This window comes from Frankia sp. CgJB1 (genome assembly GCF_977947065.1).
In genome coordinates, this window is sequence record NZ_CDWTNB010000002.1 from 44,370 (window position 1) to 70,806 (window position 26,437).

Annotated in this window: 22 protein-coding genes and 2 pseudogenes; 8 read left to right on the forward strand and 16 right to left on the reverse strand. The window is 69.9% G+C overall.

Annotated elements, in window-relative coordinates; translation table 11 throughout:
- Positions 1 to 42: 42 nt before the first annotated feature.
- Positions 43 to 1,311 carry a sigma-70 family RNA polymerase sigma factor gene (locus AC08OT_RS00620; RefSeq protein WP_476592079.1) on the reverse strand — a complete coding sequence of 423 codons (1,269 nt, stop codon included), beginning with the start codon at positions 1,309 to 1,311 and terminating at the stop codon, positions 43 to 45.
- A gap of 598 nt (positions 1,312 to 1,909) precedes the next feature.
- Between AC08OT_RS00620 and AC08OT_RS00625 the strand changes: the two genes are divergently transcribed.
- Positions 1,910 to 3,247: an amylo-alpha-1,6-glucosidase gene (locus tag AC08OT_RS00625; RefSeq protein WP_476592080.1), complete on the forward strand. Its 1,338-nt coding sequence runs from the start codon at positions 1,910 to 1,912 to the stop codon at positions 3,245 to 3,247.
- 59 nt (positions 3,248 to 3,306) lie between these two features.
- Here the strand turns inward: AC08OT_RS00625 and AC08OT_RS00630 are convergent, their stop codons facing one another.
- From AC08OT_RS00630 to AC08OT_RS00640, 3 genes are all read right to left on the reverse strand, one after another.
- The gene (locus AC08OT_RS00630) at positions 3,307 to 7,134 is read right to left on the reverse strand and encodes a vitamin B12-dependent ribonucleotide reductase (RefSeq protein ID WP_476602454.1); all 3,828 of its coding nucleotides are present in this window, start codon (positions 7,132 to 7,134) and stop codon (positions 3,307 to 3,309) included.
- 324 nt (positions 7,135 to 7,458) lie between these two features.
- The gene (nrdR, locus tag AC08OT_RS00635; protein WP_476592082.1) at positions 7,459 to 8,004 is read right to left on the reverse strand and encodes a transcriptional regulator NrdR; all 546 of its coding nucleotides are present in this window, start codon (positions 8,002 to 8,004) and stop codon (positions 7,459 to 7,461) included.
- A 337-nt stretch (positions 8,005 to 8,341) separates the two neighbouring features.
- Positions 8,342 to 8,728, reverse strand: coding sequence for a LysM peptidoglycan-binding domain-containing protein (locus tag AC08OT_RS00640; protein WP_476592083.1), 387 nt, complete (start codon positions 8,726 to 8,728; stop codon positions 8,342 to 8,344).
- Positions 8,729 to 9,032: 304 nt separating this feature from the next.
- Here AC08OT_RS00640 and lexA point away from each other — a divergent pair, with 304 nt between their 5' ends.
- Positions 9,033 to 9,803, forward strand: a complete 771-nt coding sequence (gene lexA, locus AC08OT_RS00645; protein ID WP_476592084.1) for a transcriptional repressor LexA — start codon at positions 9,033 to 9,035, stop codon at positions 9,801 to 9,803.
- Positions 9,804 to 9,868: 65 nt separating this feature from the next.
- Here the strand turns inward: lexA and hflX are convergent, their stop codons facing one another.
- Positions 9,869 to 11,329 carry a GTPase HflX gene (gene hflX, locus AC08OT_RS00650; RefSeq protein ID WP_476592085.1) on the reverse strand — a complete coding sequence of 487 codons (1,461 nt, stop codon included), beginning with the start codon at positions 11,327 to 11,329 and terminating at the stop codon, positions 9,869 to 9,871.
- A gap of 426 nt (positions 11,330 to 11,755) precedes the next feature.
- Between hflX and AC08OT_RS00655 the strand changes: the two are divergent.
- Both AC08OT_RS00655 and AC08OT_RS00660 read left to right on the forward strand, forming a co-directional pair.
- Positions 11,756 to 11,869: pseudogene (locus AC08OT_RS00655) on the forward strand (AraC family transcriptional regulator); the annotation flags it as partial.
- 232 nt (positions 11,870 to 12,101) lie between these two features.
- Complete coding sequence (locus AC08OT_RS00660; RefSeq protein ID WP_476592086.1) at positions 12,102 to 12,425, forward strand: helix-turn-helix domain-containing protein; 324 nt, start codon at positions 12,102 to 12,104, stop codon at positions 12,423 to 12,425.
- Here AC08OT_RS00660 and AC08OT_RS00665 read toward each other — a convergent pair.
- The 6 genes from AC08OT_RS00665 to miaB all read right to left on the reverse strand — a co-directional run bounded on the left by AC08OT_RS00665 (position 12,356) and on the right by miaB (position 18,123).
- Positions 12,356 to 12,799, reverse strand: a complete 444-nt coding sequence (locus AC08OT_RS00665; RefSeq protein ID WP_476592087.1) for a VOC family protein — start codon at positions 12,797 to 12,799, stop codon at positions 12,356 to 12,358. The two genes, AC08OT_RS00660 and AC08OT_RS00665, sit on opposite strands and share 70 nt — an antisense overlap.
- 52 nt (positions 12,800 to 12,851) lie before the next feature.
- Entirely contained in the window at positions 12,852 to 13,727 is an 876-nt protein-coding gene (gene dapF, locus AC08OT_RS00670) for a diaminopimelate epimerase (protein WP_476592092.1), read from the reverse strand.
- Between the two features lie 59 nt (positions 13,728 to 13,786).
- Positions 13,787 to 14,695, reverse strand: a complete 909-nt coding sequence (locus AC08OT_RS00675) for an EAL domain-containing protein (RefSeq protein WP_476592088.1) — start codon at positions 14,693 to 14,695, stop codon at positions 13,787 to 13,789.
- Between the two features lie 109 nt (positions 14,696 to 14,804).
- Positions 14,805 to 15,716, reverse strand: a complete 912-nt coding sequence (miaA, locus tag AC08OT_RS00680) for a tRNA (adenosine(37)-N6)-dimethylallyltransferase MiaA (protein WP_476592089.1) — start codon at positions 15,714 to 15,716, stop codon at positions 14,805 to 14,807.
- Positions 15,713 to 16,513: a class III extradiol dioxygenase subunit B-like domain-containing protein gene (locus AC08OT_RS00685; protein WP_476592090.1), complete on the reverse strand. Its 801-nt coding sequence runs from the start codon at positions 16,511 to 16,513 to the stop codon at positions 15,713 to 15,715. The genes miaA and AC08OT_RS00685 overlap by 4 nt, the downstream gene beginning before the upstream one ends.
- A complete protein-coding gene (gene miaB, locus AC08OT_RS00690) occupies positions 16,510 to 18,123 on the reverse strand; it encodes a tRNA (N6-isopentenyl adenosine(37)-C2)-methylthiotransferase MiaB (protein WP_476602455.1) in 1,614 nt (537 codons plus the stop codon). The genes AC08OT_RS00685 and miaB overlap by 4 nt, the downstream gene beginning before the upstream one ends.
- 374 nt (positions 18,124 to 18,497) lie before the next feature.
- Here miaB and AC08OT_RS00695 point away from each other — a divergent pair, with 374 nt between their 5' ends.
- The 4 genes from AC08OT_RS00695 to AC08OT_RS00710 all read left to right on the forward strand — a co-directional run bounded on the left by AC08OT_RS00695 (position 18,498) and on the right by AC08OT_RS00710 (position 21,995).
- Entirely contained in the window at positions 18,498 to 19,232 is a 735-nt protein-coding gene (locus AC08OT_RS00695) for an amino acid ABC transporter ATP-binding protein (protein WP_476593987.1), read from the forward strand.
- 190 nt (positions 19,233 to 19,422) lie between these two features.
- Positions 19,423 to 20,382: a glutamate ABC transporter substrate-binding protein gene (locus AC08OT_RS00700; protein WP_476593986.1), complete on the forward strand. Its 960-nt coding sequence runs from the start codon at positions 19,423 to 19,425 to the stop codon at positions 20,380 to 20,382.
- A 114-nt stretch (positions 20,383 to 20,496) separates the two neighbouring features.
- The gene (locus AC08OT_RS00705) at positions 20,497 to 21,117 is read left to right on the forward strand and encodes an amino acid ABC transporter permease (RefSeq protein WP_476593989.1); all 621 of its coding nucleotides are present in this window, start codon (positions 20,497 to 20,499) and stop codon (positions 21,115 to 21,117) included.
- Entirely contained in the window at positions 21,114 to 21,995 is an 882-nt protein-coding gene (locus AC08OT_RS00710) for an amino acid ABC transporter permease (RefSeq protein WP_476593985.1), read from the forward strand. The genes AC08OT_RS00705 and AC08OT_RS00710 overlap by 4 nt, the downstream gene beginning before the upstream one ends.
- Here AC08OT_RS00710 and rny read toward each other — a convergent pair.
- The 5 genes and pseudogenes from rny to AC08OT_RS00735 form a co-directional block, all read right to left on the reverse strand.
- Positions 21,941 to 23,944 carry a ribonuclease Y gene (gene rny / locus AC08OT_RS00715; RefSeq protein WP_476602456.1) on the reverse strand — a complete coding sequence of 668 codons (2,004 nt, stop codon included), beginning with the start codon at positions 23,942 to 23,944 and terminating at the stop codon, positions 21,941 to 21,943. The genes AC08OT_RS00710 and rny overlap by 55 nt on opposite strands.
- Before the next feature lie 344 nt (positions 23,945 to 24,288).
- Positions 24,289 to 24,420 (reverse strand): hypothetical protein, encoded by a 132-nt coding sequence (locus tag AC08OT_RS00720; protein WP_476593990.1) that lies wholly within the window; start codon positions 24,418 to 24,420, stop codon positions 24,289 to 24,291.
- Between the two features lie 172 nt (positions 24,421 to 24,592).
- Positions 24,593 to 24,898, reverse strand: a pseudogene (locus AC08OT_RS00725) (recombination regulator RecX); the annotation flags it as partial.
- 3 nt (positions 24,899 to 24,901) lie between these two features.
- The gene (gene recA, locus AC08OT_RS00730) at positions 24,902 to 25,939 is read right to left on the reverse strand and encodes a recombinase RecA (RefSeq protein ID WP_462187608.1); all 1,038 of its coding nucleotides are present in this window, start codon (positions 25,937 to 25,939) and stop codon (positions 24,902 to 24,904) included.
- A gap of 166 nt (positions 25,940 to 26,105) precedes the next feature.
- A complete protein-coding gene (locus AC08OT_RS00735) occupies positions 26,106 to 26,300 on the reverse strand; it encodes a DUF3046 domain-containing protein (protein ID WP_476593988.1) in 195 nt (64 codons plus the stop codon).
- Between the last annotated feature and the right edge of the window lie 137 nt (positions 26,301 to 26,437).

A 26,437-nucleotide genomic window follows, 5' to 3' on the forward strand; every position in this document is an offset into this window, starting at 1 on the left:
CGTGCCCCGCAGACCCGACCGGAGGTGCGTTCGCCCGATCGATCAGTCGAGGAACTCGCGCAGCCGACCGGCGACGGCGGGCTTGCGCAGCTCCCGAAGCGTGTCCCGCTCGATCTGACGGATGCGCTCACGGGTCAGGCCGAGCCGGTTGCCCACCTCGGCGAGGGTGTGCTGCTTGCCGTCGGCGAGACCGAAGCGCAGCCGCATCACCTCGCGCTCCCGCGGACTCAGGCCACCGAGGACGTTATCGATCTCGTCCTGCATGGCGCCGTAGGAGGCGGCGTCCGCCGGGGAGGTCGCGTCGGAGTCCTCGATGAAGTCGCCGAGCACGGAGTCGCCGTCGTCGCCGACCGAGGTCTCCAGGCTGACGGTGTCCTGCGCATACCGGCGCAGCTCCACCACCTGCTCGATCGGCATGTCCAGCTCGAGGGCGAGCTCCTCGTCGGTCGGCTCACGGCCGAGCGTGGAGACGAGCTGGCGCTGCAACCGGGTAATCTTGTTGATCTGCTCGACCACGTGGACCGGGATGCGGATCGTCCGCGCCTGGTCGGCGAGCGCCCGGCCGATGGCCTGGCGGATCCACCAGGTTGCATAGGTCGAGAACTTGTAGCCCTTGGCGTAGTCGAACTTCTCCACCGCGCGGATAAGGCCGAGGTTGCCCTCCTGGACCAGGTCCAGCAAGGTCATCCCGCGACCGCTGTACTTCTTAGCGACGGAGACCACCAGCCGCAGGTTCGCCGAGACGAGCTGCTGCTTGGCGGCATGGCCGTCCTTGACGAGCAGACCGAGGTCACGACAAAGGTCGGCGGGCAGGTCGGGGACGCTCTCGAGCTTGTACTCGGCAAACAGGCCCGCCTCGACCCGCTTGGAGAGTTCGACCTCCTGGGCGGCGTTGAGCAGCGGCACCTTGCCGATCTCGCGCAGGTACATGCGTACGAGGTCGGCGGTACCCGCGTGTTCGGCGGTGGACCGGCTGGCGGCGGTGGCGTCATCGCTCGCATCCTCCTCGTCGAGGAGTTCGACGCCAGCGGCGTTGATGCGCGCGATGAGAACGGGCAACAGTTCGATACCGAGGTCCGCGGACTCGAGCGCGTCACGCAGCTCGGAGCGGCTGATCTCGCCGGCCTCGCGACCACGGGCGATGACCTCGGCCACCGCGCCCGCGTCGAGCTCGTCGGTATCGTCGGGAACAGCGGCCAGCGAACGGCTGGGAGCGGTGCGGACAGGAGGAGCGGCCCGACGGGCGCGCCGCGGGCTGCGCGGGCGGTTGTCATCGGTGCGCTCGGCAAATTCCAGAGCAGGCAGCGTCATCAGTGGCAAATCCGATGGTCGGTGCGGGTGGGTCGTCTCGTTCTGTGCACGTGGGAGGTAACGAACGAAGACGCGGAACCATTCCCCGTGCAGGCACACCCGGACATCAGCGATCGCCGGGCCTACCAAGCAGTGTAGACCCTAGCCCTCGAGACGCTGCACTCGCTGCCGCGAACACTACCTGGCAGATTCCGCCCTGTGGCGCGAACCGCGAACTCTCCTGAGCTTCTCCAGTGGCCGCGCACCCTGCGGATCAGGCTAGTGGCAACCATAAGCAACAGGTACATTACTCATCGTAGAAGTTTTTTGTGTTCTGCCATCCGTGCCATATTTTCCGACGATCACCGGTCGGTGCTAACCCGTAACGGTAGTCGGCAAGCCGACACCCGCGACCCGGCCCCGGGCTCTCCACCGAGACGGAACGACCGGCGGGCCGACGCGGGCGCCGCCGACGCCGCCCCGGTGCCGCCCCGGTGCCGACCCACGCCACCCGGTGCCGCCCCCACGCCGAGGCACTCGAGAACGGCGATTCCGTTAGGCGGGCCACACCCGACGGGCCCTGCCTCTGTGAACAGCGTGTAACCGCTACTCTCACACGATGCCCGTCCCCAGCCTTCCCGCAGACCTGGCGGCACTACGGGAAACCGCGATCGACGTGCTACGAGACAACGACCTCGGCGACATCACCCGGCCCTCCCCGACGCTCTACCCGCACCAGTGGCTCTGGGACAGCTGCTTCATCGCGATCGGACTGCGCCATCTCGACCCGGGGCGGGCCGCCAAGGAGGTCCTCTCGCTGCTGCGAGGCCAGTGGCCGAACGGCATGATCCCCCACGTGATCTTCGCGGAGACCTCGGACTTCTATCACGCCGGTCCACAGCGCTGGCGCTGCGACCGGGTAACCACAACCGCCGGCGGAGTGCAGAGCACGGGGGTCACCCAGCCGCCGATGATCGCCGAAGCCGCCGTCCGGATCGCCGCCATGATGACGCCATCCGCCCGCGACGCCTTCTACCGCGCGTTACTCCCCGGCCTGCTGCGCTTCCATACGTGGCTCTACCTCGAACGCGACCCCGACGACGACGGTCTCGTCACACTGGTCCACTCCTGGGAGTCGGGGATGGACAACACGCCGGCCTGGATGGAGATCACCAGGCCGGCGGCTCCGCTGGGGGTGCGGGCACTGCGCCGGATCAACGGCGGCGACGCCATGGACGCGCTGCGGCGCGATTCCAAGGAGGTCCCCCCCGACGAGCGGCTCACCTCGGGAGACCTGTTCACGCTCTACCGGATCGTGCGTGAGCTGCGGCGGGCGCACTACAACTTCCGCGAGATCCGCCGGACCATCGTCCCCCTCGTCCAGGACGTCGCCTTCAACGCGATCCTCATCCGGGCCAACGAGCACCTCACCGCCATCGCCGCCGAGATCGGCCAGACCATCCCCGCCCGGTTGCGGCGGTCCATGCACAGGACGCGCGAGGCGATCGAGCGGCTCCACACCGACGGCACTTACTACAGCCGCGACTTCCGGACGGGAACGCTGCTGCGCCACGAGACGATCTCGGGGTTCCTGCCGCTCTATGCCGGGGTCGTGCCCGAGGACCGGGTCGACGAGATGGTCAAGACGCTCACCTCACCGCGCTACTGGTCTCGGTTCGGCATCGCGAGCGTGCCGCTCGACGACCCGGGCTTCCTTCCCCGGTGTTACTGGCAGGGTCCCGTCTGGGTCAACATGAACTGGCTGATCGCCGACGGGCTGGAGCGTTACGGCCGGCTCGACGCCGCGGAGAACCTGCGCCAGAACACGATCGACATGATCGCCTCGTCCGGGGCGATGTTCGAGTACTACTCACCCCTCGACGGTTCCGGCGCGGGCAGCAACCGGTTCTCCTGGACCGCGGCGCTCCTGGTCGACCTCCTCGCCGCCGAGCACTGAGCCACGCCACCGAGCACTGTCTCGGACCGGGCACCCGGTCGGACCGGCCGCTGCGACGCCTAGCTGCAGCCGCTGGTCGAACCGCACTGCTCGCAGACGTAGCAGCTACCGGCTGGCCGCATGGTCACCCCGCAGGTGAAGCAGAGCGGAGCATCGACCACGGTCTGCGCGACGAGCGACTCATCGGGCGGTGCCAGCCGCAACTCCCGTGCCACGTACGCCGGGCCGTTCCCCACCGCCGGACCGGGCGGGACACCCGGGTCACCCCGATCGGCGACGGAAGCCGAGGATCCGGTCACCGCGGCCCCCTGGGATCTGGCCGGGTCGTCGATCCCGGCGGCCGCCACGGCCGGCGCGGGACCGTACTGACCCGCGACCCGACGGGCCCGGTCGGCCGCGGTCGAGATGCCGAGTTCGGCCCGCTGATCGGCGTCGAGATAGTCGAGCGCGAGGCGACGGAACAGATAATCCATGATCGACTGGGCGATCCGCACGTCCGGGTCGTCGGTCATCCCGGCCGGCTCGAACCGCATGTTGATGAACTTGCTGACGTACGCCTCCAGCGGCACGCCGTACTGCAGGCCGATCGAGATGGCGATCGCGAACGCGTCCATCACGCCCGCCAGGGTGGACCCCTGCTTCGACATCTTGATGAAGACCTCACCGAGGCCGTCGTCCGGGTAGGAGCCGGCGGTCAGATAACCCTCGGCACCCCCGACGGAGAAGGACACCGTCCGCGACGGGCGGGTCTTCGGCAGCCGGCGGCGCACCGGCCGGTACTCGACCTCCACCGGGGCGGGCCCGGCGGAGCCGGCGGTCCCGGCCCCGTCTCCCGCGCCGGCCCCGTCTCCCGTGCCAGCTGGGGTGGCGGCCAGCTCGGCGGCCTGCTTCGCCCCCTTGACGTCGGTCAGCGGCTGGCCGACCTTGCAGTTGTCCCGGTAGATGGCGAGGGCCTTCAGACCCAGCCGCCACCCTTCCAGGTAGCTCTGCTCGACGTCGGCGACCGTGGCGGTCGAGGGCATGTTCACCGTCTTCGAGATCGCGCCGGAGAGGAACGGCTGTACCGCGGCCATCATGCGGACATGGCCCATCGGGGAGATCGCGCGGTCCCCGATGGCGCAGTCGAACACCTCGTAGTGCTCTGGACACAGGCCGGGAGCGTCGATGACGTGCCCGTGCTCGGCGATGTACTCGACGATCGCCTCGATGGTCTCCTCGGGGTAACCAAGCGCCTGCAGGGCCGCCGGGACCGTCTGGTTCACAATCTTCATGCTGGCGCCGCCGACCAGCTTCTTCATCTTCACCAGGGCGAGGTCCGGCTCGATGCCGGTGGTGTCGCAGTCCATCGCCAGACCGATCGTGCCCGTCGGGGCGAGCAGGCTGGCCTGCGCGTTGCGCCATCCGTGCTTCTCACCGACGGTCTGCGCCCGGGCCCATTCCCGGGACGCGGCGGCGAGGACCCGGGAGTCCTCGGCGTGCACGCTACGCACCGCGTCGTTCGCGGCGGCATGCTTGCGCACCACCCGCCGGTGCGCGCCCGCGTTGCGGGCGAAGCCGTCGTAGGCGCCGACGATCCCGGCGAGCTCGGCGGAGCGCCGGTAGGCGGTGGCCGTCATCAGCGAGGTAATCGATGCGGCCAGCGCCCGGCCGCCGTCCGAGTCGTAGGCCCGGGCGCTGGCCATCAGCAGGGCACCGAGGTTAGCGTAGCCGATGCCGAGCTGTCGGTAGGCCCGGCTGACCCTGGTGATCTCCGGCGTCGGGAAGTCGGCGAAGCAGATCGAGATGTCCATCGCGGTAATGATCAGCTCGACCGCCGCGACGAACGCCTCGGCGTCGAAGCTGCGGTCCGGGCGCAGGAACTTCAGCAGGTTCAGCGAGGCCAGGTTGCAGCTGGAGTTGTCCAGGTGCACGTACTCGCTGCACGGGTTGGAGGCGCTGATCCGGCCGCTCTCGGGGCAGGTATGCCAGTCGTTGATCGTTCCGTCGTACTGGATGCCGGGATCGGCGCAGGCCCACGCGGCCTCGGCGATCGTGTGGAACAGCCCGCGGGCGTCCACCGTCTCCAGGACGCGGCCGTCGAGGCGGGCCCGCAGGTCGAAGCCGCCGCCGTCGACGACCGCCCGCATGAACTCGTCGGTCACCCGGACGGAGTTGTTGGCGTTCTGGTACTGCACGGAGGCGATGTCGCGCCCGCCGAGATCCATGTCGAAGCCCGCGTCCCGCAACGCCCGGATCTTGTCTTCTTCCCGGGCCTTCGTCTCCACGAACTCGACGATGTCGGGATGATCGACGTCGAGCACGACCATCTTCGCCGCCCGCCGGGTCGCGCCACCCGATTTGATCGTACCCGCCGAGGCATCGGCGCCGCGCATGAAGCTCACCGGCCCGGACGCGGTGCCCCCGGAGGACAGCAGCTCCTTCGAGGACCGGATGCGGGACAGGTTGAGCCCGGCCCCGGAACCCCCCTTGAAGATCATCCCCTCTTCCCGGTACCAGTTCAGGATCGACTCCATGGTGTCGTCCACGGAGAGGATGAAGCAGTTGTGCACACGTAGGCCGGCGGAGAGGTACTCGCCGCTGTCGGTCTGGATGTCGTAGACCGGCATCGGCCCGCGCGGCTCAATGCGCTCGATCTGCAACCGCTTCACCGGCTCCGCGGCCCGGCCGGGCTGATCGAACGACGCCTCCAGCTTCGCGGCCTTCACCGGGTCGAGGAAGCCGATCTCGTCCGCGAATGTCCGCCGGTCACCGGCGTTCTGAATGCCCAGGCTCCAGAGGTCGTGGCGGTCGGGTCGCGGATCCGCCTCGCGGCGTACCCGCGCGAAGATGCCGAACCGGGCGAGCAGGCCCTGCACCCCGCGAATGAGGCCCTCGCTGATCATGTCCAGCCCGATCAACGTCGAGCGCTCCCGGCGGGACACGTAGCCATCGGCCTGGAACAGGCTGCGCAGATAGGCCGCGACAACGGGCAGCGGAGCGTCATACAGCCGGGTCGGCACAGTCATCGCCTCGATGGTCAGCGAGGCGTTCGTACCGGCGTACCGACCAACAAAACCGTCCGCCTGCAGCCGGCCCGCGAGCGCCGCCTCGGCGATCTCCCGTGAGGTGATCTCACCCTCGCCAGGGGCGATGGTGCGATGCCACTCGAGGGTGTCCCCGGCCCGCAGCGTGCCGGCGGGAACGAAGGCCCCGGCACCCGCGGAGGTGCTCCGCCACACCAGATGATCGGTGGTGACGTCGAGCGCGTGACCGGCCTTCGTCCAGATCCGCAGGACGTCCTTGACGCCGTTGGACTTGGTCGCGATCACCTGGGTCAGACCGTGCGCGTCGAAGACCTTCGTCCCCACCGCGTCCGCCTCCACCAGGGCGCCGATGGGAACCAGACCGGACGGCGTGCTGACGAGGGCGTCATAGGGCTGGCACGCCGAGACCTGCTGCGGCGCGGGGGTTCCCACGTTGAACCAGACCGGCGAGTTGAAGCTGAAGACCTGGTGGAGCAGCATCCAGGCCAGTTCGTACTCGAAGATCTCGGCGTCGGTGCCCGAGGCGAAGTAGCCGTGCTCGCGGCCAGCCGCGCCGTAGGCGTGCACGACCCGGTCGATCAACTGCCGCAGCGACCACTCCCGGCCCGGCGTGCCGGGCGCCCCGCGGAAGTACTTGCTGGTAACAATGTTGGAGGCGTTCACCGACCAGAACTGCGGGAACTCCACTCCCCGCTGCTCGAAGTTGACCGAGCCGTCCCGCCAGTTGGTCATGACGACGTCCCGGGACTCCCAGGTGACCTCGTCGTACGGGTGGACGCCGGCGGTGGTGCGTGACCGCTGGATCTTCAACCCACTCGCTTTCGCCGCTGACCTGCTCGGCTTCGTGCCGCGGCTGTCGGTCATGACGCTCCTTGTCTTCACTCGTCAGCTTCAACCTTCAACAATGTGTTGTGGGCATCCCCGCCCCGGGCCGCCGCCAGCGGACGTCGGGACGGTGCGGGGCCGGGCCTCGGCGCACGGCGGTGCCCGCGGGGACGAGCACGCGCACGGCGCACACGCATGACGAACGGCACCAGCCAGGTCGAGCCGGGCCGCAGGTGTGCCGTCCAGGAGGTCCGCGGTCCTCGCACGGCCGCGACGCGGGATGTCACCCGTCGCCCCGGCGGGACCGGGCCGGCACGGCGAACCAGGGCGATGTAGGACACTTCCGGCCGAGTGGTCCCGGCCCTACCTGCTATGCACCTGCTGGGTGCCGGTCACCGGCGAGGCATCGACGGCGCCGCGCGGGACCGGTCGAGCTGGTCCATCCCGCGTGGTGGGAGGTCCGGCGGCCTCGGAGCGCAACGCGACGATCGCGGATTCGAAGTCGGTCAACGACTCGAAGGCCAGATACACCGAGGCGAAGCGGAGATAAGCCACCTCGTCGAGCTCACGGAGCGGATCGAGGATCGCCCGGCCGATCGCCTCCGCGGGCACCTCCGCCGACCCCGACGAGCGGACGGCATCCTCTACCCGCTGCGCCAGAAGCGCGAGATCATCATCCCGCACCGGCCGGCCCTGGCAGGCCTTGCGGACACCGGCGATGACCTTGGCCCGGCTGAACGGCTCGGCCGCCCCGCTGCGCTTGCGAACCTGAAGGGACGCCTCCTCCATCGTAGTGAACCGGCGACCGCAGGACAGGCAGGACCGCCTGCGGCGGATCGCCGAACCCTCCTCGGCCTCCCGACTGTCGACGACGCGACTGTCCGGATGCCGGCAGAACGGGCACCGCACGCGCTACGCCTCCTTCGCCCGCGCCGGAGCCGACCGCCCCGGACCGGGGACGACGGGACACCGTTGAGGACCCGGCATCCACGCCGGACGGACCACCTTGTGGATGGACCGCCAGCTCCCCGTGGAAGACCTGTGGAACAACCTGTGGATGACTTACACCCCGGTAAGCACCAGATGTTGTGTCCACGGTAGCGCACGGCCCCAGAGATGGGGGCAGCACCCCCGTATGGTCCGTGTGGTCCGCACCGCAACGGCACCGCACGTGGACGAAAGACGACGGCGCGCGAGCCCCCGCGCCGAGACACTCGTGGACCCGGGAAGCCGGGGAAGTCGGGCGTCAGGGAAGGAGTAACGACTGGCCCGGGGTGATCAGCGGCGACCGCAGGTGGTTCAGCCGCATCAGCCGGTCCACCACGACCCGGGTGTCGGCGCTCTCGTCGAGCGCCACCGCCACCGCCCACAGCGTCTCCCCCGGCACGACCAGATGGCGCCGCGGCGCCTCCGCGGCATCCGGCCCGGCGATCGACACCCCAGGCATGATCATGATTGCTACCGCCACGACGACCGCCACGACAATCGATACCACCACCACCCGACCCCGCCGGGTCAGCCGGAGCGGCGGGGGTGCGGGCGGGCGACCCGGCGGGTATCCCGCCGGCCGGCGACCCGCCCGGTCCCTGGCCGTCGACAGGTCGACGACCCGCGCCCTGTGTGCGGATCCCATGGCATCCTCCCGTTCCGACGACACCGAACGCCGAAGATCGAACCTTCGTTCGATCGAACGCGTGGTCGATTGTCGCATCGGGAACCGGAAACCGCCAGGAACACGCTCGAACAGACGTTTGAGATTCTGCGACCCGCCGGTTACCGTCGAGTCGATCGGGTGTGAACCGGGCGGTTTCCCTCGGTCACGGACGGCGGCGAGTCGGTGGGTGACGGCTTCCGGAGCGGGACGGTCCGCCGTGCGGCCACCGGCCGGCCGGTGGCCGCACGGCGGAAGAAAAACGCGACGAGGAGAGCGGTAAGCGATGACTAGCCAAGGCAGGGGTACGCGCCGGGGCGGAACCCGCGGCAACGTGCGAGCCTTTCCCGAAGGCCCCGCGGACGCGGGCCTGACCCCCCGGCAGCGCAAGGTGCTAGAGGTCATCCGGGCCGCGGTGGAGCGGCGCGGATATCCGCCCAGCGTGCGGGAGATCGGTGAGGCGGTCGGCCTCACCAGCACCAGTAGTGTGGCTCACCAGCTCAAGGTGCTCGAGGAGAAGGGCTACCTGCGGCGGGACCCGAACCGCCCGAGAGCGATGGAGGTGCTGACCGTCGAGCACCCCCGGCGGCGCGCGGATGCGGACGCGGGTGCGACGACGGTGGCGGGCACGATTCCCATCGTCGGTGAGGCGGCGCCGGGCACCACCGAAGGAAGCAAGTCGGACGCCGCCTACGTGCCGGTGCTGGGCCGAATCGCCGCCGGTGGCCCGATCCTGGCCGAGCAGGCGGTCGAGGACGTCTTCCCGCTACCCAGGGAGATCGTCGGCGAGGGCACTCTGTTCCTGCTCCGAGTCGTCGGCGACTCGATGATCAATGCGGCGATCTGCGACGGTGACTGGGTGGTCGTCCGCCAGCAGCCGGTCGCGGACAACGGGGAGATCGTCGCCGCAATGATCGACGGGGAGGCGACGGTCAAGCGCCTGCGGGTTCGGGACGGCAAGATCTGGCTACATCCGGAGAACCCGGCCTTCGCCGACATCGCCGGTGAGGATGCGACCATCCTCGGCCGGATCGTGGCTGTGCTCCGCAGGGTTTGACGTGGATCGGCCGGCCGCCCATCGGGTGGCCGGCCGGGTTGCCTCGCGTTTGATCGCTCCTGGGCTCAGGCCCGGTAGGCGTGCAGCTCCGCCGCGAGTCCCGGGGAGACCCGGGCGGACAGCCGGGTACCGGTCTCGGTGTGCTCCAGCGTGAGCACCTCGCCGTTCGCGTGCACCCGGGAGACCAGGTCGCCCCGGCTGTAGGGCACGAGCACGCGCATCTCCACGTCGGGATGCGGCACCCGGGCACAGAGCGCGTCGACCAGCGCGGCCAGCCCCTCGCCCGTGCGTGCCGAGACGAACACGGCGTCTGGGGCGAGCTGGCGCAGCCCCGCGACGACCGTCGGCTCCACGGCGTCCACCTTGTTGACGACGATCAGCTCGGGAACACCGCCCGCGTCGATGTCGTTGAGAACCTCGCGCACGGCGGAGATCTGCGCGGCCGGATCCGGCGATGATCCGTCCACAACGTGCAGGATGAGATCGGCATCGGCGACCTCTTCCAGCGTCGAGCGGAACGCCTCGACAATCTGATGCGGCAGATGCCGGACGAATCCGACGGTGTCGGTCAGGGTGAAGGCCCGGCCGTCCGGCAGGGTCGCCCGCCGCACGGTCGGATCGAGGGTGGCGAACAGCGCGTCCTCGACTAGGACACCCGCGCCGGTCAGCCGGTTGAGCAGCGACGACTTACCGGCGTTGGTGTAACCGGCGATCGCCACGCTGGGGACCTCGCCCCGCCGCCGGGCGGAACGCTTGGTCTCCCGCACGGTCGTCATCGCGGCGAGCTCGCGGCGCAACCGCGCCATCCTGGCCCGCAGCCGCCGACGGTCGGTCTCGATCTTCGTCTCACCGGGACCACGGGTACCGATGGGCGCCCGGCCGCCGCCGCTGGCCGCAGCCCGCGACATCGACTCACCCCACCCACGCAGCCGGGGCAGCATGTACTGCAACTGCGCGAGCTCGACCTGGGCCTTGCCCTCTCGAGAGGTCGCGTGCTGGGCGAAGATGTCCAGGATGAGGGCCGTCCGGTCGATGACCTTTACCTTGACGACCTCCTCCAGCTGCCGCAGCTGACCCGGGGTGAGTTCGCCATCGCAGACCACCGTGTCCGCGCCGGTCGCCGCGACGACCTCGGCGAGCTCGCGCGCCTTGCCCGAACCGACGTAGGTCGCGGCATCCGGCCGATCGCGGCGCTGCACGAGCGCGTCGAGCACCACCGAACCGGCGGTCGTGGCGAGCGCCGCGAGCTCCGCCATGGAGCTCTCGGCCGACCGCAGGGAACCCGACGTCCATACGCCGATGAGGACGACACGCTCCAGCCGCAGCTGCCGGTACTCGACCTCGGTGACGTCGTCGAGCTCGGTGGCGAGACCGGGAACCCGCCGCAACGCGGCGCGATCCTCCAGGTCGAAACCGTCCCCAGAATCGTCGAAGAAGTTCGGCAGGTAAGACGGATCGGCGCCAGTCAGCTTGATGAGGGATCTGTCGAGAGTGGACGCATCGAAGGCGTCAGCAGGAAGTGTCATACCATCCGTTCTCAACGCGGCCCGTTACCGCACCATTCCGCGATCATTCCGTGCCGCTTGCTCCGGCCGGGCCCCACGACCCGGTGGCCCGAGGAGGATCCGCCGGTCCGGAAGACCCTGCCACGCTCGTGGCGCGTCCCCCCTCGTTTCCCGGCGAATCCCGTCGCCAACCAGGGTCCCACGCCACCACGTCGATCGCGAACCGTTTTGCCGCTCCGCCGGCGTAGCGTCTGCGCCGTGTACCACGAGTACCACGAGAGACGGGCCCGCCGCCTCGCCGCGACGATCTGGGACAGCTCGGGCCGCCCGACTCCCCCGGACACCACACGGACGACGGCGGACCGGCGTCCGGACAGCACCGGGCCCTCGGAGGGCACCGGGCACACAGACTTGGTGTGCAGCCGGCGGGTGTTGCCGGACGGATGCATGGACATCATCTGGAGTTCCGACGCCAATCTGATCGTCGCGGGGCCGGACACGGCGGCGAAGCTGGTGCGCTGGGCACCAGGCGTGCGGCACGTCGGGCTCCGCTTCGACTCGGGCTCTGGACCATCCCACCTCGGAGTGGCCGCGGACGAACTGCGCGACCAACGCATCCCGCTCGCCGACCTGTGGGGCGACGGACCGGCGCAGCGACTCGCCGAGCGGCTCGCCATGGCCGCTGATCCCCTGGTCGCATTCGAGTCGTCGATCGCCGCCCGGCCCGTTCACCCGGCGCTCGTGGACCGGTTGGTTCCCGCCGTTCTGGCGGGTGCCCGCGCCCCGGGCGCCCGTGGACGACCTCGCGCGCATAGTCGGGCTGAGCGAACGCCAGCTGCTGCGTCGCTGCCGGCGCGTCTTCGGATATGGCCCGAAGACGCTCGCCAGGATCCTCCGGATACAGGACGCCCTGCACGCGGCGCGGGCCGGCATCCCGTTCGCGGTCGTGGCGGCCGAGGCCGGCTACGCCGACCAGGCGCACCTCGCCCGGGAGGTACGCGCGCTCGCCGGAGTTCCGCCGACCCGTCTCATCCGAACTGCCAACGTTCAGGACGAACTGGACGTCTCGGTAGCGGATATCGCGGATATCGCGGCCACTACGGGCAGTGGGGCGTAGAGGTCGACGTGGTTGCCGTCTGGATCGAGCACGACCGCGTACCGCTGGCCCCAGAAGGCGTCCCAGGGCGGAAGGTGGCCGGCGTGACCGGCGCCGACGAGGTCGGCGTAGACCTCGTCGACCTCGTCCGGCGTGTCGCAGGCGAAGGCCAGCCCGACCCGCGGCGAGCCGGTACCCGCCGACCAGTGCGGATCAAAGGATCGGATGGTCGCCTCGCTGTCGAACGCGAGGCGTAGACCGCCGGGCAGCTGCACCTCGACGTGCGGCTGGGCGTCGGCCCCGGCGGGCAGGTCGAGGCCGAGCCGGCGGTAGAACGCCAGGGACCGGGCCATATCAGCGACGATCACACCGGTCAGGGTGAACGATGGTGGCATGAGGGCACCGTAGGGCCGGCAGACGGGCCGGGTCTTGTAGGAAACGGACACCTCACCCGACCGGGTCGTGGACCTCCGCACGGCGCAGCACGCCGTCGAAGATCAGCTCGGCGGGCCCTCGCAACAGCACGGTCTCCGGCTGCCAGATCACGACCAGGCCGCCGCCGGGCACATCCACCTCGACCTCGACCGGCGCACCCCCCGGCCAAGCACCTCGCCGGGCCGCCCAGGCCACCGCGACCGCGCAGGCACCGGTGCCGCAGGACGCGGTCTCCCCGACCCCACGTTCGAACACCCGCATCGCCACCCCACCCGGCCGGGCGACGACGATCTCCACGTTCACCCCGTCCGGGAAGTCGACCGGGGAGAACGACGGTGGTCGGGTCAGGTCGAGCCGACGCAGCCCGGCGACGTCCAGGTCGTCGGCGAAGCAGACCGCGTGCGGATTACCCATCGAGACCGCGGTCGCGGTGAAGGCACGATCGGCGACGGTGACCGGGGCCCCGGGTCCGTCGATGATCCGCGGCGGTCCCATGTCGACCGTGACGTCACCGTCCACCGCGACCTCGACGAGCCGCAGCCCGGCGCGGGTCGCGACGTGGAACCGTCCCGGCTGGGCGTATCCGGCGTCGACGAGGTAGCGGGCGAACACCCGGGCGCCGTTGCCGCACATCTCGGCAATCGAACCGTCAGCATTGCGGTAGTCCATGAACCAGCGCGCCCGGCCGGCCAGACCGGCCGCCTCGGGAACCGCGGCGCAGAGCACCACCCGCAGCACCCCGTCGCCCCCGATGCCGGTCCGCCGGTCGCACAGCGCGCGCACCAGGCCCGCGGTGAGGTCGAGGTCCCCGTCGGGATCCGGCAGGAGGACGAAGTCGTTGCCCGTCCCGTGGCCCTTGACGAATCGCAACCCCAGTTCGTCCCGCACGTCGCCGATCGTACGGGGGACGCCGCTCGGCACCTGACGACCGGGCTCCCGCGGCGGCGTCAGCCGGCGGCGGCCCGCGCCCACTCCCGCATCCGGTCGTCGGAATGCGACGGCTTGTACCAGCGGTCGGGCCGGCCGCGCCCGAGGGCGATCATCCGAGCGTCCTCCACCGGCACCGGCGGACAGAACACCGGTCCGATGGCGCGATCGCAGCCAAGATCTACCACCCGGGACGCCAGGCGCGCGGTGTCGACATCGTCGGCGACGACGGGCAGGCCGCGCTGGTGGGCGAGCCGGACGATGGCCGCGAGCACGGCCTCACCCTCGAGGTCCTTCATGGTCGCCCGCAGGAACAGGCCGTCAATCTTGACGAGGTTCAGCGGCAACTGGTCGAGCACGGCCAGCGAGCCCAGCCACGTGCCGAAGGACCCGACCGCGATCGCCACCCCGAGGGCACGCAGCCGGGTCAGCAACCGGGGCACCATCGGCGCGGCGAGCCCGAGGGTCTGCTCGCTGAACTCGAGGCCGATCGCCCCGGCCGGCAGCACCCGGCCCGAGACGAGCCGGTCGACCTCGGCCGCGAAGGCGAGGCTGGCAAGCTGGCGGCCATCGATGTTCACCCACAACCGGGGCGGGCGGATCGGCGTCCCGACCGCCATCCGATGCCAGGTGCGCGCCTCGGTCACGGCCATCCGCAGCACCCACTGGTCCACCTGATGGACGAGGCCCGCGGCCACGGCGATCGGCATGAAATCCGCCGGGCCCAGCACCCCGCGTTCCGGGTGCAGCCACCGCGGATGGGCTTCCATCCCCGGCACCGACCCGTTGCGCAGGTCGACCTCCGGTTGGAAGTGCAGCCGCAGCGAACCATCATCGAAGGCGGCGTAAAGCGCGGGGACGAGAGTCAGGTCGGGTGGGGTACCAGCATCATCGGGTGGGGTACCAGCATCAGCGGTGGGCGCGGTCACATCGATCTCTCCAGACGCCGTGCGGGACCGGCCGCCGCGCACCGGCCACCGGCGACGCCGCGCATTGGCGGCGGCCCGATCGACCCCGACCCGGTCGGCCGATCACCCGTCAGAGCGAACCCACCAGCCGTCGCACCTGGGTGACATCTGGTTGGTCCAACCAGGCTATCCGGTTATCCCGCCGGAACCAGGACCTTTGTCGACGGGCAAAGCGCCGCGTCGCCGTAATTGTGGCGAGCTTGGCCTGTTCAGCGGAGTCCATTGCGCCGTCGAACCAGGCCAGAACCTGGGCATAGCCCAGTGCGCGAGAAGCGGTTCGGCCTTCCCGCAGGCCGCATTCCACCAACCTTCGCACTTCGTCAGGAAAACCAGCACCCCACATTTTCTCCACCCGGTCCGTGATCCGTTGGTCGAGATCGGGGCGATCCACGCCGATCTGCACGACCTCATAGACCGAGCGGTGCTCCGGCAGGGTGGCCGTGAAGGTTCCGGTGAACTCGACGACCTCCAGGGCACGCACAATCCGCCGGCCGTTGCTGGGCAGGATCGCCGCGGCGGCCTGCGGTGCCAGCGCGGCCAGCCGGTCGTGCAGCGCCGGGGCGCCGACGCGGGCCAGTTCCTCCTCCCACCGCGCCCGGACGCCCGGATCGGTCCCCGGGAAGGTCAGATTGTCGAGAACCGCGCGGACGTAGAGCCCGGAACCGCCGACCAGCACCGGAATGCGCCCGGCGGCGAGCAGATCGTCGATTACCCGGCGGGCGTCCACCTGGAAGCTCGCGACGTCCGCGGGATGCGTCACGTCCCACAGGTCGAGCAGATGGTGGGGCACCCCGCGACGCTCCGCCTCGGGAACCTTGGCGGTACCGATGTCCATCCCGCGGTAGAGCTGCATCGAGTCCGCGTTCACCACCTCGCCGCCGAGGGCGAGCGCGATCTCGATGCCGAGGTCGCTCTTCCCGCCAGCGGTCGGCCCCACGACCGCCACCACCGGCCCCCGGCGCGGTTCCTCCTGCCTGTTCATCCTCGCTCGGCAACATCCCGTGTCCAGAGGGCAACCAGATAGCCGACACCGTACGGCGCGTCGTCATACCGGAGGTCACTGTTCCATGCCCCCGGGCCCAGGGACCCCGGGCCCGGGCCGTCCCGGGTCGCGGCGAGCAGGGCGCCGGCCAGGACCTGCCAGGACGCCCGGCCCGCGGCGAGCAGCTCCCGGGCCAACCCCGGGTCCAGGGCGAGCAGGCCGGCTGGATCCCCCGCGGCCAGCGCCGCGGCGGCGGTCGCGTCGAACGCCGCGGCCCGTGGATCCAACCCGCCGGGAGCCTTCAGCGTGCGACAGGCCGAGCCGTCGCCCATCACGAGCAGTGCGAGGCGTTCCTGCGGAGCGGAGCCCGCGACCAGCCGCGATCCGAGTGCGACGGCCCCGTCCGGAGAGATCTCCGCGGGCACCCCGACGGCGGTGCGGGCGCCGGGCCAACCGACGGCGCCCAGCAGCCAGGCGCCGATCGTGATCGACAACGGTAGAGGGGGCGACGGTAGGACGGGCGACGACGGGACAGACGGTGACTCGGGGGCCAGCGCGGTCGGGCCGAGGTCCACCCGGAGATCCACGCCGAAGCCGGCCAGCGACCCGAACGCGGCGGGGCCGTAGGACACCTCGGTCGCCGCGTCACCCACCACCACGATCGTGTCCGGCTTGGTGGCACACAGCAGGCGCACCGCGTCCACCGCGACGACCCGTGCCTCGATCGGCTCACCACAGCCGACCTCGGGAACCAGCAACGGAGGATGAGGACAGACCGCGGCGGCGACGAGGGTCATCGACGTACCGGAGTACAGCAGGCGTCCGCGCCGGCCGACGCCGTGCCAGCAGACGCCGTGCCAGCAGACGCCAGGCCGACGGGACCGGGCGAGGACGGCCGCAGGGACGGGATGCCCAGGGGGACGATCGGCCGTCCGCCTGCCGGCTGCTGCGCGACGGCCGCACCGCCACCGTCACGCCCGAGCGCCCACGCGTCCCCCGCACGGGTCGCCCGGTGGGACCGCAGGGGGCCGTCGGCGGTGAGGTGGTGGGGTGCCGCCCGCGTCACCACCGTCTCGACGACGTCGCCCGGGCGCACCGTAGGCGCGACCGCGGCGCCGCCCGCCCTCGAGCCCGAGCCGGTGGGCGAGCTCGCGGCCTCGTCCGCGCGGAAGTGCACGAGCCGTCCGTCCCGGGCCCGGCCGGACATCCGGCCGGTGGCGCCGTCCTTGCGCCCCTCTCCCTCCGAGACCAGCACCTCGACCCGCCGGCCGACCAGGGCCCGGTTCTCCGCCCAGGAGATCTCGTCCTGCAGGGCCACCAGCCGGGTATACCGGTCGGCTACAGTCGCCCGGTCCACCTGGGCGTCCATGGTCGCTGCCGGGGTGCCCGGGCGAGGCGAGTACTGGAAGGTGAAGGCGCCGGAGAACCGGGCCGCCCGCACCACGTCGAGGGTGTCGGCGAAGTCCGCCTCGGTCTCGCCGGGGAAGCCCACGATGATGTCGGTGGTGATGGCCGCGTCGGGCATGACCGCCCGCACCCGCTCGACAATGCCGAGGAACCGGTCCCGACGGTACGAGCGGCGCATGCGGCGCAGCACGGTGTCCGACCCGGACTGCAACGGCATGTGCAGCTGGTGGCACACGTTCAAGGTGGTCGCCATGGCCTCGATGACGTCATCGGTGAAGTCGCGCGGATGCGGTGAGGTGAAGCGGACACGTTCGAGACCGTCGACGCGACCGCAGGCGGCCAGCAGCTTCGCGAAGGCACCGGGATCTCCCAGGGAGCGCCCGTAGGAGTTGACGTTCTGCCCCAGCAGCGTGATCTCCAGGGCGCCCTCCGCGACCAGGGCCTCGACCTCGGCGAGCACGTCGCCCGGCCGGCGGTCACGCTCGCGGCCACGCAGGCTGGGGACGATGCAGAAGGTGCAGGTGTTGTCGCATCCCACGCTGATGCTGACCCAGGCCGAGTGATGGCTGGCCCGCCGGGTCGGCAGAGAGCTCGGGAAGACCTCCAGGGCCTCGGCGATCTCGACCTGGGCCGCCGCGTTGTGCCGCGCGCGCTCCAGCAGCACGGGCAGTCGGTGCAGGTTGTGCGTGCCGAAGACCACGTCAACCCAGGGTGCCCGGTCAAGGATCGCGGCCCGGTCCTTCTGGGCGAGGCAGCCCCCGACCGCGATCTGCATGCCCGGATGGCCCTTCTTCACCGGGACGAGCTGGCCGAGATTGCCGTACAGGCGGTTGTCGGCGTTCTCCCGCACCGCGCAGGTGTTGAACACGACTACATCCGCCTCGCCGCCGGGATCGACCGGGGAGTAGCCGGCGGATTCCAGCAGCCCACAGAGCCGTTCGGAGTCGTGGACGTTCATCTGGCACCCGAACGTGCGGACCTCGTAGCTGCGGCCGTTCACCCGACCAGCCTACGGCGCCTGCACCGGGCCGGGTCTGGGGTCGGGTGCGGGGGCGGGTCTGGGTTGGGTCCGGCGGGGACGGGATCGCGTCGCGGACCGCCTCGCCGGCGGGACCGGGACCCTCCCCGTCGGGAGCTGGGGCGACCCATCCTGGCCTGGAGGCCGCCCAAGATATCAGGCAACACCCCGCTCGATATATTTGCATAGCTGCAGGGATACTATTCTCGAATGTTCCCGCCAGTGCGCCGAAATCCGCGCGAGACGACCGCCCCAGCTGTCGGCCCCACGACCGATCCGCGCGCCTGGCCGTTCCATCATGAGGCCGCCGGGACGCTCGGCCTAACACCACACCGTCATTGTGCCGGGAGGTCGACATGCCTTTGGTGACCCTGGAAGGCGTCGGGAAGTCGTTCGGCGACAACCGGGTCCTGGCCGACGTCGACCTGTCCGTCGAGGCGGGCGAGGTCGTCATCATCATCGGGCCCTCGGGGTCGGGGAAGTCGACCCTGTGCCGCTGCATCAACCGATTGGAAACGATCGACGAGGGCCGGATCCTCTTCGAGGGCCGTCCCCTGCCCACGGAGAGCCATGAGCTCGCCCGGATGCGGTCACGGGTCGGAATGGTATTCCAATCGTTCAACCTCTTCGCGCACAAGACGGTGCTCGAGAACGTCACCCTGGGACCGGTCAAGGTCCTGGGGCACAACCGCCTGCAGGCCCGCGCCCGGGCCCAGGAACTATTGGAACGCGTGGGGATCGCCGACAAGGCGGACCGGTTGCCCCGCCAGCTCTCCGGCGGCCAGCAGCAGCGCGCCGCCATCGCCAGGGCGCTGGCGATGGATCCCGTGCTCATGCTCTTCGACGAACCGACCTCGGCGCTCGACCCAGAGATGATCTCCGAGGTGCTGGACGTGATGAGGTCGCTGGCCACCAGCGGCATGACCATGATCGTCGTCACCCACGAAATGGGATTCGCGCGTTCCGCCGCGGACCGGGTGGCCTTCATGGCGGACGGCCGCATCCTCGAGATCGCCCCGCCGGAGAGTTTCTTCGCCGCGCCGCGGGCCGAACGCGCCCGGGACTTCCTGGCCCGGGTCCTGCAGCACTGACCTCCACCGACCCGGCCCAACCGGGCCCGACCCGGTCGCACCCGCCGCCCGCCGCGCCGCCGGCACCCGGAGGCACACCAGAGGCACGTACCACCGGAGGGACGCAGTTCCTCAGGGGGACATACACCACCCGATGCCAGATCACCTGCTCCGGACCCGCGGTCCGGAGCACTGCGCGAGAGGATCGGTCATGCGTACATCGTTCAGCCGGACGCGGCGCCCCGCCGCCGGGCATCTCAACGGGAGCTCAGGCGGGTTGTCACGCGGACGCAGCCGCCACAGGCGCGGCGGCGCGCTCCTCGCCGGCGTGACGCTGCTCGCCGCCCTCGGGCTGAGTGCCTGTAGGAGCGGCGGCGACGACGCCTCGGCACCCACCGCCTCGGTAACCTTCACCGCCGGCACCACCATGGCCCGGCTGCACGACGCTGGAAAGATCATCATCGGGACGAAGTTCGACCAGAACCTGTTCGGGCTGAAGAACCTCAGCGACCAGCCCGAGGGCTTCGACGTCGAGATCTCGAAGATCGTCACGGATGCCCTGGGCATCCCACGCGACAAGGTCTCCTACGTGGAGACCGTGTCGGCCAACCGTGAACCCTTCATCCAGCAGGGCCGGGTCGACCTCGTGGTGGCCACCTACACAATCAACGACAAACGGAAGAAGGTCGTCGACTTCGCGGGGCCGTACTACGTCTCCGGCCAGTCCATCATGGTCGCGAAGAACAACACCGACATCACCGGCAAGGACACCCTTGCCGGCAAGAAGGTGTGCTCGGTCAGCGGATCCACGCCGGCCGAGAACATCCGCCGGGTGGCGCCCACCGCCCAGCTCGTGCTGTTCGATGTGTACAGCAAGTGCGCCGACGCGTTGAAGAACGGTCAGGTCGACGCGGTCACCACGGACAAGGGCATCCTGCTGGGTCTCGTCGACAAGGACCCCGACGCCTTCAAGGTGGTGGGTGACACCTTCACGAAGGAGCCCTACGGCATCGGCCTCAAGAAGGGTGACGACGCGTTCCGGAACTTCATCAACGACACGCTCGAGGCCGCTTACAAAGACGGGCGCTGGGAGAAGGCGTACACCTCGACCCTCGGCAAGGTGGAGCCGACCGTGCCCACTCCCCCGGCTGCCGACCGGTACACGTCCTGATCCGCCAATCATCGCTCGGGGCACGACCGGTCGGCCTCACCCGGGCCGACCGGTCGTCCACCCGCCACCGCCTGAGGGAGGACAGCGATCGACGCCGTCATCGATAACCTCGATATCTTCGCCGAGGGCTTCCGCCGGACGGTCGGGCTAAGCCTGTTCGCGTCCGTGGCGGCCCTGATCCTCGGTACCGTCCTCGCAGCGATGCGGGTCTCCCCCGTGCCCCCGCTGCGCTGGACCGGCACCGCCTACGTGCAGACGGTCCGCAACACCCCGCTGACCGTCGTGTTCTTCTTCGTGGTGTTCGTCCTGCCGCAGCTGGACATCGTCTTCTCATATTTCACGTTCGCGGTGGTCGCGCTCTCGATTTATCACGCCGCGCTGGTCTGCGAGGCGGTGCGTTCCGGGATCAATGGGGTTGACCTCGGTCAGGCCGAAGCGGCTCGTGCGTTGGGCCTGACCTTCTCCCAGACGCTGCGAATGATCATCCTTCCGCAGGCATTCCGCAACGTGCTGCAACCGCTGGGCAGCGTGGTGAGCGCGCTGATCCGCAACACCTCGATCGCCGCGGCGTTCGGCGTCGAGGAGCTGACCGGCATGGTCCAACGGCTCACGACCGTCAATCCGGATGCGGTGATCGTCGTGCTGCTCGGCGGTGTGGTGGCATACCTGATCCTTACCGCGGTGCTGGCAGCCGGGCTGTCCCTGGCCGAACGACGGGTGGCGAGGGCGCGATGAGCACCGAGATCATCCTGGCCGATCCACCGGGTCCGCGTGGTCGACGTCGCATCCTGATCGCGAGTGTGGTGGCCGCCGCTGTCCTCGTCGGGCTGGTCACGCTGGCGGTGCTCCGCCTCGCCGACTCCGGCCAGCTCGACGGCAAGCGCTGGAGTGTCTTCGTCGATCAACCGGCGCTGCGCACCCTGCTGTGGAACGGGCTGCTCGACACGTTGCGCGCCGCGCTGACCGCGATGCTGTTCGCCTCGGCGGTGGGGACCCTGCTCGCCCTGGCCCGGCTGTCCCAGCGCCGGGCGGTGCGCATCCCGGCCACGCTGCTGGTGGAGCTGTTCCGCAGCCTGCCTGTCCTGATGCTCATCCTGTTCGCCTACCTCGGTCTGCCGGCGCTCGGCTGGCGGCTCTCGGCGTTCTGGGCCCTGGTCATCGGGCTGACCGCCTACAACGGGGCGGTGCTCAGCGAGATCTTCCGCGCCGGGATCCAGTCGGTCGACCGGGGGCAGACGGAGGCCGCGGCGGCGGTCGGGCTGCGGCCGGTCCAGATCTTCCGCCTCATCCAGTTTCCCCAGGCGGTCCGGCGGATGAGCCCGACGCTGGTGAGCCAGCTGGTGACGTTGCTCAAGGACACCTCACTGGGCTACGTCATCGCCTACAGCGAGCTGCTGCGATCGGGACGCAGTGCGGTCGAGTACCTGGGCAGCAGGTACGCCCTGCCCATCTACACCGTCATGGCGGTGATGTACATTGTCACCAACGGGCTGCTGTCGCTGTTGGCCCGATGGCTGGACCGCCGCCAGGACCGCCGCCTCGGCGGCCGCATCCCGGCTCAGCGGGCGGTGCCCACCGCACGGGTCTCGCGCACGACGGTCACCCGGATCTGACCCGGATAGGTGAGCTCCTCCTCGATCTGCCTGGCGACGTCCCGGGCGAGCAGATGGGCGGCGAGATCGTCGACCTCCTCGGGCACGACCATGACACGCACCTCCCGGCCGGCCTGCATGGCGAACACCTTGTCGACACCCGGACGGTCACCGGCGATCTGCTCGATGCGCTCGAGCCGTTTCACATACGACTCCAGGCTGTCGCGGCGAGCGCCAGGCCGGCCACCGGAGATCTGGTCAGCGGCCTGGGTCAGCACCGCGCAGATCGAGCGGGGTGCGACCTCGTTGTGATGGGCCTCGATCGCGTGCACGACCTCCTCGTCCTCACCGTAGCGACGGGCCACCTCCGCCCCGATCAACGCATGAGAGCCCTCGATCTCGTGGGTAAGAGCCTTGCCGAGGTCGTGCAGCAGAGCCGCTCGTTTCGCAAGTGGAAACGGCATGCGCAGCTCGGCGGCCATGATTCCGGCGAGGTGAGCGCTTTCGATCAGGTGCGCGAGCACGTTCTGGCCGTAGCTGGTTCGGTAACGCAACTGGCCCAGCAGATTGACCAGCTCAGGGTGCATCTCGGAAATGCCGGTCTCGAGCAGGGCGTCCTCGCCCGCCCGCACGCACCGCTCGGCCACCTCGAGCTGGGCGCGGGCGTGCTCCTCCTCGATGCGGTGCGGATGGATCCGGCCGTCGGACACCAGAGCCGCCAGCGTGATGCGACCGACCTCGCGACGCACCGGATCGAAGCAGCTCAGCAGCACCGCCTCGGGCGTGTCGTCGATGAGCACGTTGACCCCGGTGACGGACTCGAAAGCCCGGATGTTGCGTCCCTCCCGCCCGATGATCCTGCCCTTCATCTCATCGCCGGGAAGATGCAGGACCGTCACGACGGACTCGGTGGTCTGGTCAGACGCGACCCGTTGGATGGCGGTGGTCACGATCCTGCGGGCGCGTTCCTCACTCTCCTCCTCAGCCCGGGCCTCGATCTCGCGGACCATCAGCGCCGCCTCCCGCCGGGCCTCCTGCTCGATGACGGCGATCAGCTCCCCCCTGGCCTGCCCGGCGGTGAGCCCGGCCACCTGCTCCAGCGCGGCATGACGGGCACGTTCGAGGTCGGCCACCTCGGCCGTCCGACGGGCCAGGTCGTTCTCCCGGTCGAGCAGGTCGCGGTCGCGGCCCGCCAGGTGACGACTATGATCGTCGATGCTGGCCATCCGGTCCTCGACGCGCTGTTCCCGAGTGGCTAGCGCAGCCTCCCGGCTCTGCAGTTCCGTCCGCCGGGCCTGCTGCTCACCGTCGAACGCCGCCCGCGCCGCGGCGATCTCGGTCCGGGCGGCCTCCTGCTCGGCGCGGACGGACTCTCTCGCCGCGGCCTGGAGCCGCGAGGTTTCGACTGCCGCCTCGGCGAGCATCCGCTCGCGCAGTAGGGCGACATCCTCCTCGCCGCGTTGCCGGATCTCGGCGGCATCCCGCTCAGCCCGCGCCAACCGTTCCGCCGCCTCCCGTTCGGCTCGGGCCACAATCTGCGCCGCCTCCTCCGCGCTACCACCATGAGCCGCGCGGAGGCCGCCGTCGGAGCGATCGGCGGTCACGGCCGAACCCCCGGTCCACGCGGCGGTGCCGTCTCGATCGGCGGGTGAGTCGGCGTCCGTCGTGGCCGGAGCGCCGGAACCCTCCCGGACCGTGGGCAGGACGCGGGCCGTCGGCTCCTCGTCGAAGTCCGCCGGACCGGTCACGTCCGCCGGACCGGTCACGTCCGCCGGACCGGTCACGTCCGCCGGACCGGTCACGTCCGCCGGACCGGTCACGTCCCGGGCGGCCGGAGTTCGGGACACCACCGGAGCGGGGTCGGGTATCTTGTCAACCCCGGTCGCCCGGACCAACCGCGCCACGGCGAGGATCAGAACGCTCAGGACGGCAAGTACGAGTGACGACAGGACGACGAGGACGCCCTCCATCGCTGCTCCCTCCGCTTCCGTCGGACCCGCACAGGCGGGCTGGAGCGGTGAAGGACCCTCGTCTCGGCACGATCACAGCCGTAGAGGGGCAGCACGCGGATTGCGCCATTGCGATATGGAGCCCGGACGGCCTCCCGAACCGGCCAATCCAACGTCGACCGGCCGGCGAGCATACCGTCTTCGGGCACCCACTCGCAGCGGCTGCCTCCGTGTGAAGTTGGACGAGCTATCAAGACCGCGTCGCCGCGGGAGTCCTGTCACCTTTCAAGAAAGACTAGGTCTCGCACAATCCCTGGTCAAGAAATAAGGGCGCATTGACGGCCCAGGCTCAATCTCCCCACCACTCACACCGAGCCGTCGTCTTCGTCGCCATCGACCACCCAAGCCATCCGACCTCCGCCGTCGAGCCCCTGAGCGACTTGCTCGCTCACGACCCGGACCGCCAGTTCGACCGGATAGCCCTTTCGGGTCAGCATGGCGAGGAGCCTTCGGGTACGGACCCTGCTCGGGCAGGCGGTCCATCGACCGCAGCCGACGAAGGACGAGCTCGCGGGCGCCCTCCTCCTCGTCGTCCGCCCCGACCACCGCCACGGCGGCCTCGACGGTGTACGGATCCACTCCCCGCTTACGCAGCTCTGTGGCCAAGGCCTGCCTACCCAGCCCACGACGGGCCCGAGCGGAGGAGACGAAGGCGGCGGCGAAGGCCTCATCATCGATCAGACCGACGGCGGCCAACCGGTCGAGGACCACACCGGCGATCTCATCGGTGACCCCTCGTCGCCGCATGGTCGCCGCAAGCTCTGCTCGGCTCCTCGCTCTGGTCGCCAACTGATGCAGACAGATCTCCCGCGCGACCGAGATCGGATCCTTCAGCCGCGGCTCTTCGTCCGCCGCGACGGCCGTCCGGGCGAACGACGGACCGGCCGCGACATTCCCCGGATCTGCTCCTGCCATCGGCTACAGATCGACCGGGACGGGCGCCACGGCATCGGATTCGAGACTGGGCAGGATGCCGAGCTTCTCCTTGATCTTCTTTTCGATCTCGTTGGCCAGATCGGGGTTGTCCCGCAGAAACGACCGGGCGTTCTCCTTGCCCTGGCCGAGCTGATCGCCGTCGTAGGTGTACCAGGCACCGGACTTACGAATAATACCGTGCTCGACCCCCATGTCGATCAGGGAACCCTCCCGGCTGATACCGCCTCCGTAGACGATGTCGAATTCGGCGGTCCGGAACGGCGGCGCCACCTTGTTCTTCACCACCTTGACGCGGGTCCGGTTACCCACGGCCTCCGTGCCGTCCTTGAGGGTTTCGATACGACGGACATCGAGGCGCACCGACGCATAGAACTTCAGCGCCTTACCACCGGTCGTGGTCTCCGGGGAGCCGAACATCACCCCGATCTTCTCGCGCAACTGGTTGATGAAGATCGCGGTCGTGCCGGAGTTCGCCAGCGCCGCGGTCATCTTGCGCAGGGCCTGGGACATCAGGCGGGCCTGGAGGCCGACGTGGCTGTCCCCCATCTCACCCTCGATCTCGGCCCTCGGGACCAGCGCGGCCACCGAGTCGATAACGATGATGTCCAGCGCGCCGGACCGGACGAGCATGTCCGCGATCTCCAACGCCTGCTCGCCGGTATCCGGCTGGGAGACCAGCAGACCGTCGGTGTCGACGCCGAGCTTTCCCGCGTACTCGGGGTCGAGCGCGTGCTCGGCGTCGATGAACGCCGCGATACCACCGGCCGCCTGCGCGTTCGCCACCGCGTGCAGGGCGACGGTCGTCTTCCCGGACGACTCCGGGCCGTAGATCTCAATGATGCGCCCCCGCGGCAGCCCGCCAATGCCGAGCGCGACATCCAGAGCAATCGAACCGGTGGGGATGGCCTGGATCGGCGGCCTGGTGTCGTCCCCCAACCGCATGACCGATCCCTTGCCGAACTGCTTGTCGATCTGCGCCAAGGCGTTATCCAACGCCTTCTCACGGTCGAGTCCTGCCATTGGAGTTACTCCATGCTGAGGTCGTCGAGTCTTGGCCACGAGAATGACGTTAGGCCGTGGGTCCGACAGTTTCGAGGGTCGAGGATGATCTGTGGACAAGTAGCCGCACAGGGACGACTCTAGACGAACATGCGTTCGATGACCCGACGACACACCGGACGGTGGCTCAGCGCTCCCGCGCCGGCACATCGAACTCCTCGCACACGGTTCGCCAGACGGCCTTGGCGTCGTCACCACGGGCCAGGGCCACCTCGACCGTCGCGCCACCGAGACCGGACAACACATGATCACGCGCAAACGACTCTGCGTACGCGGAACCGAACCATGTGTTCATCTTCGCCCAGAACTCGGTCAACCGCACTTCGCCAGTGTGCACCGTCCGGACGGGACGGGACCACCCAAGGGGGTCCTGGTCGGGGATCCCCGCCGGGGGTCCCCGGTTGGGGTTCCCACCGGCGGAACCACGGTCGGGGGGGGGGGGGGGAAACCGGGCCGCGG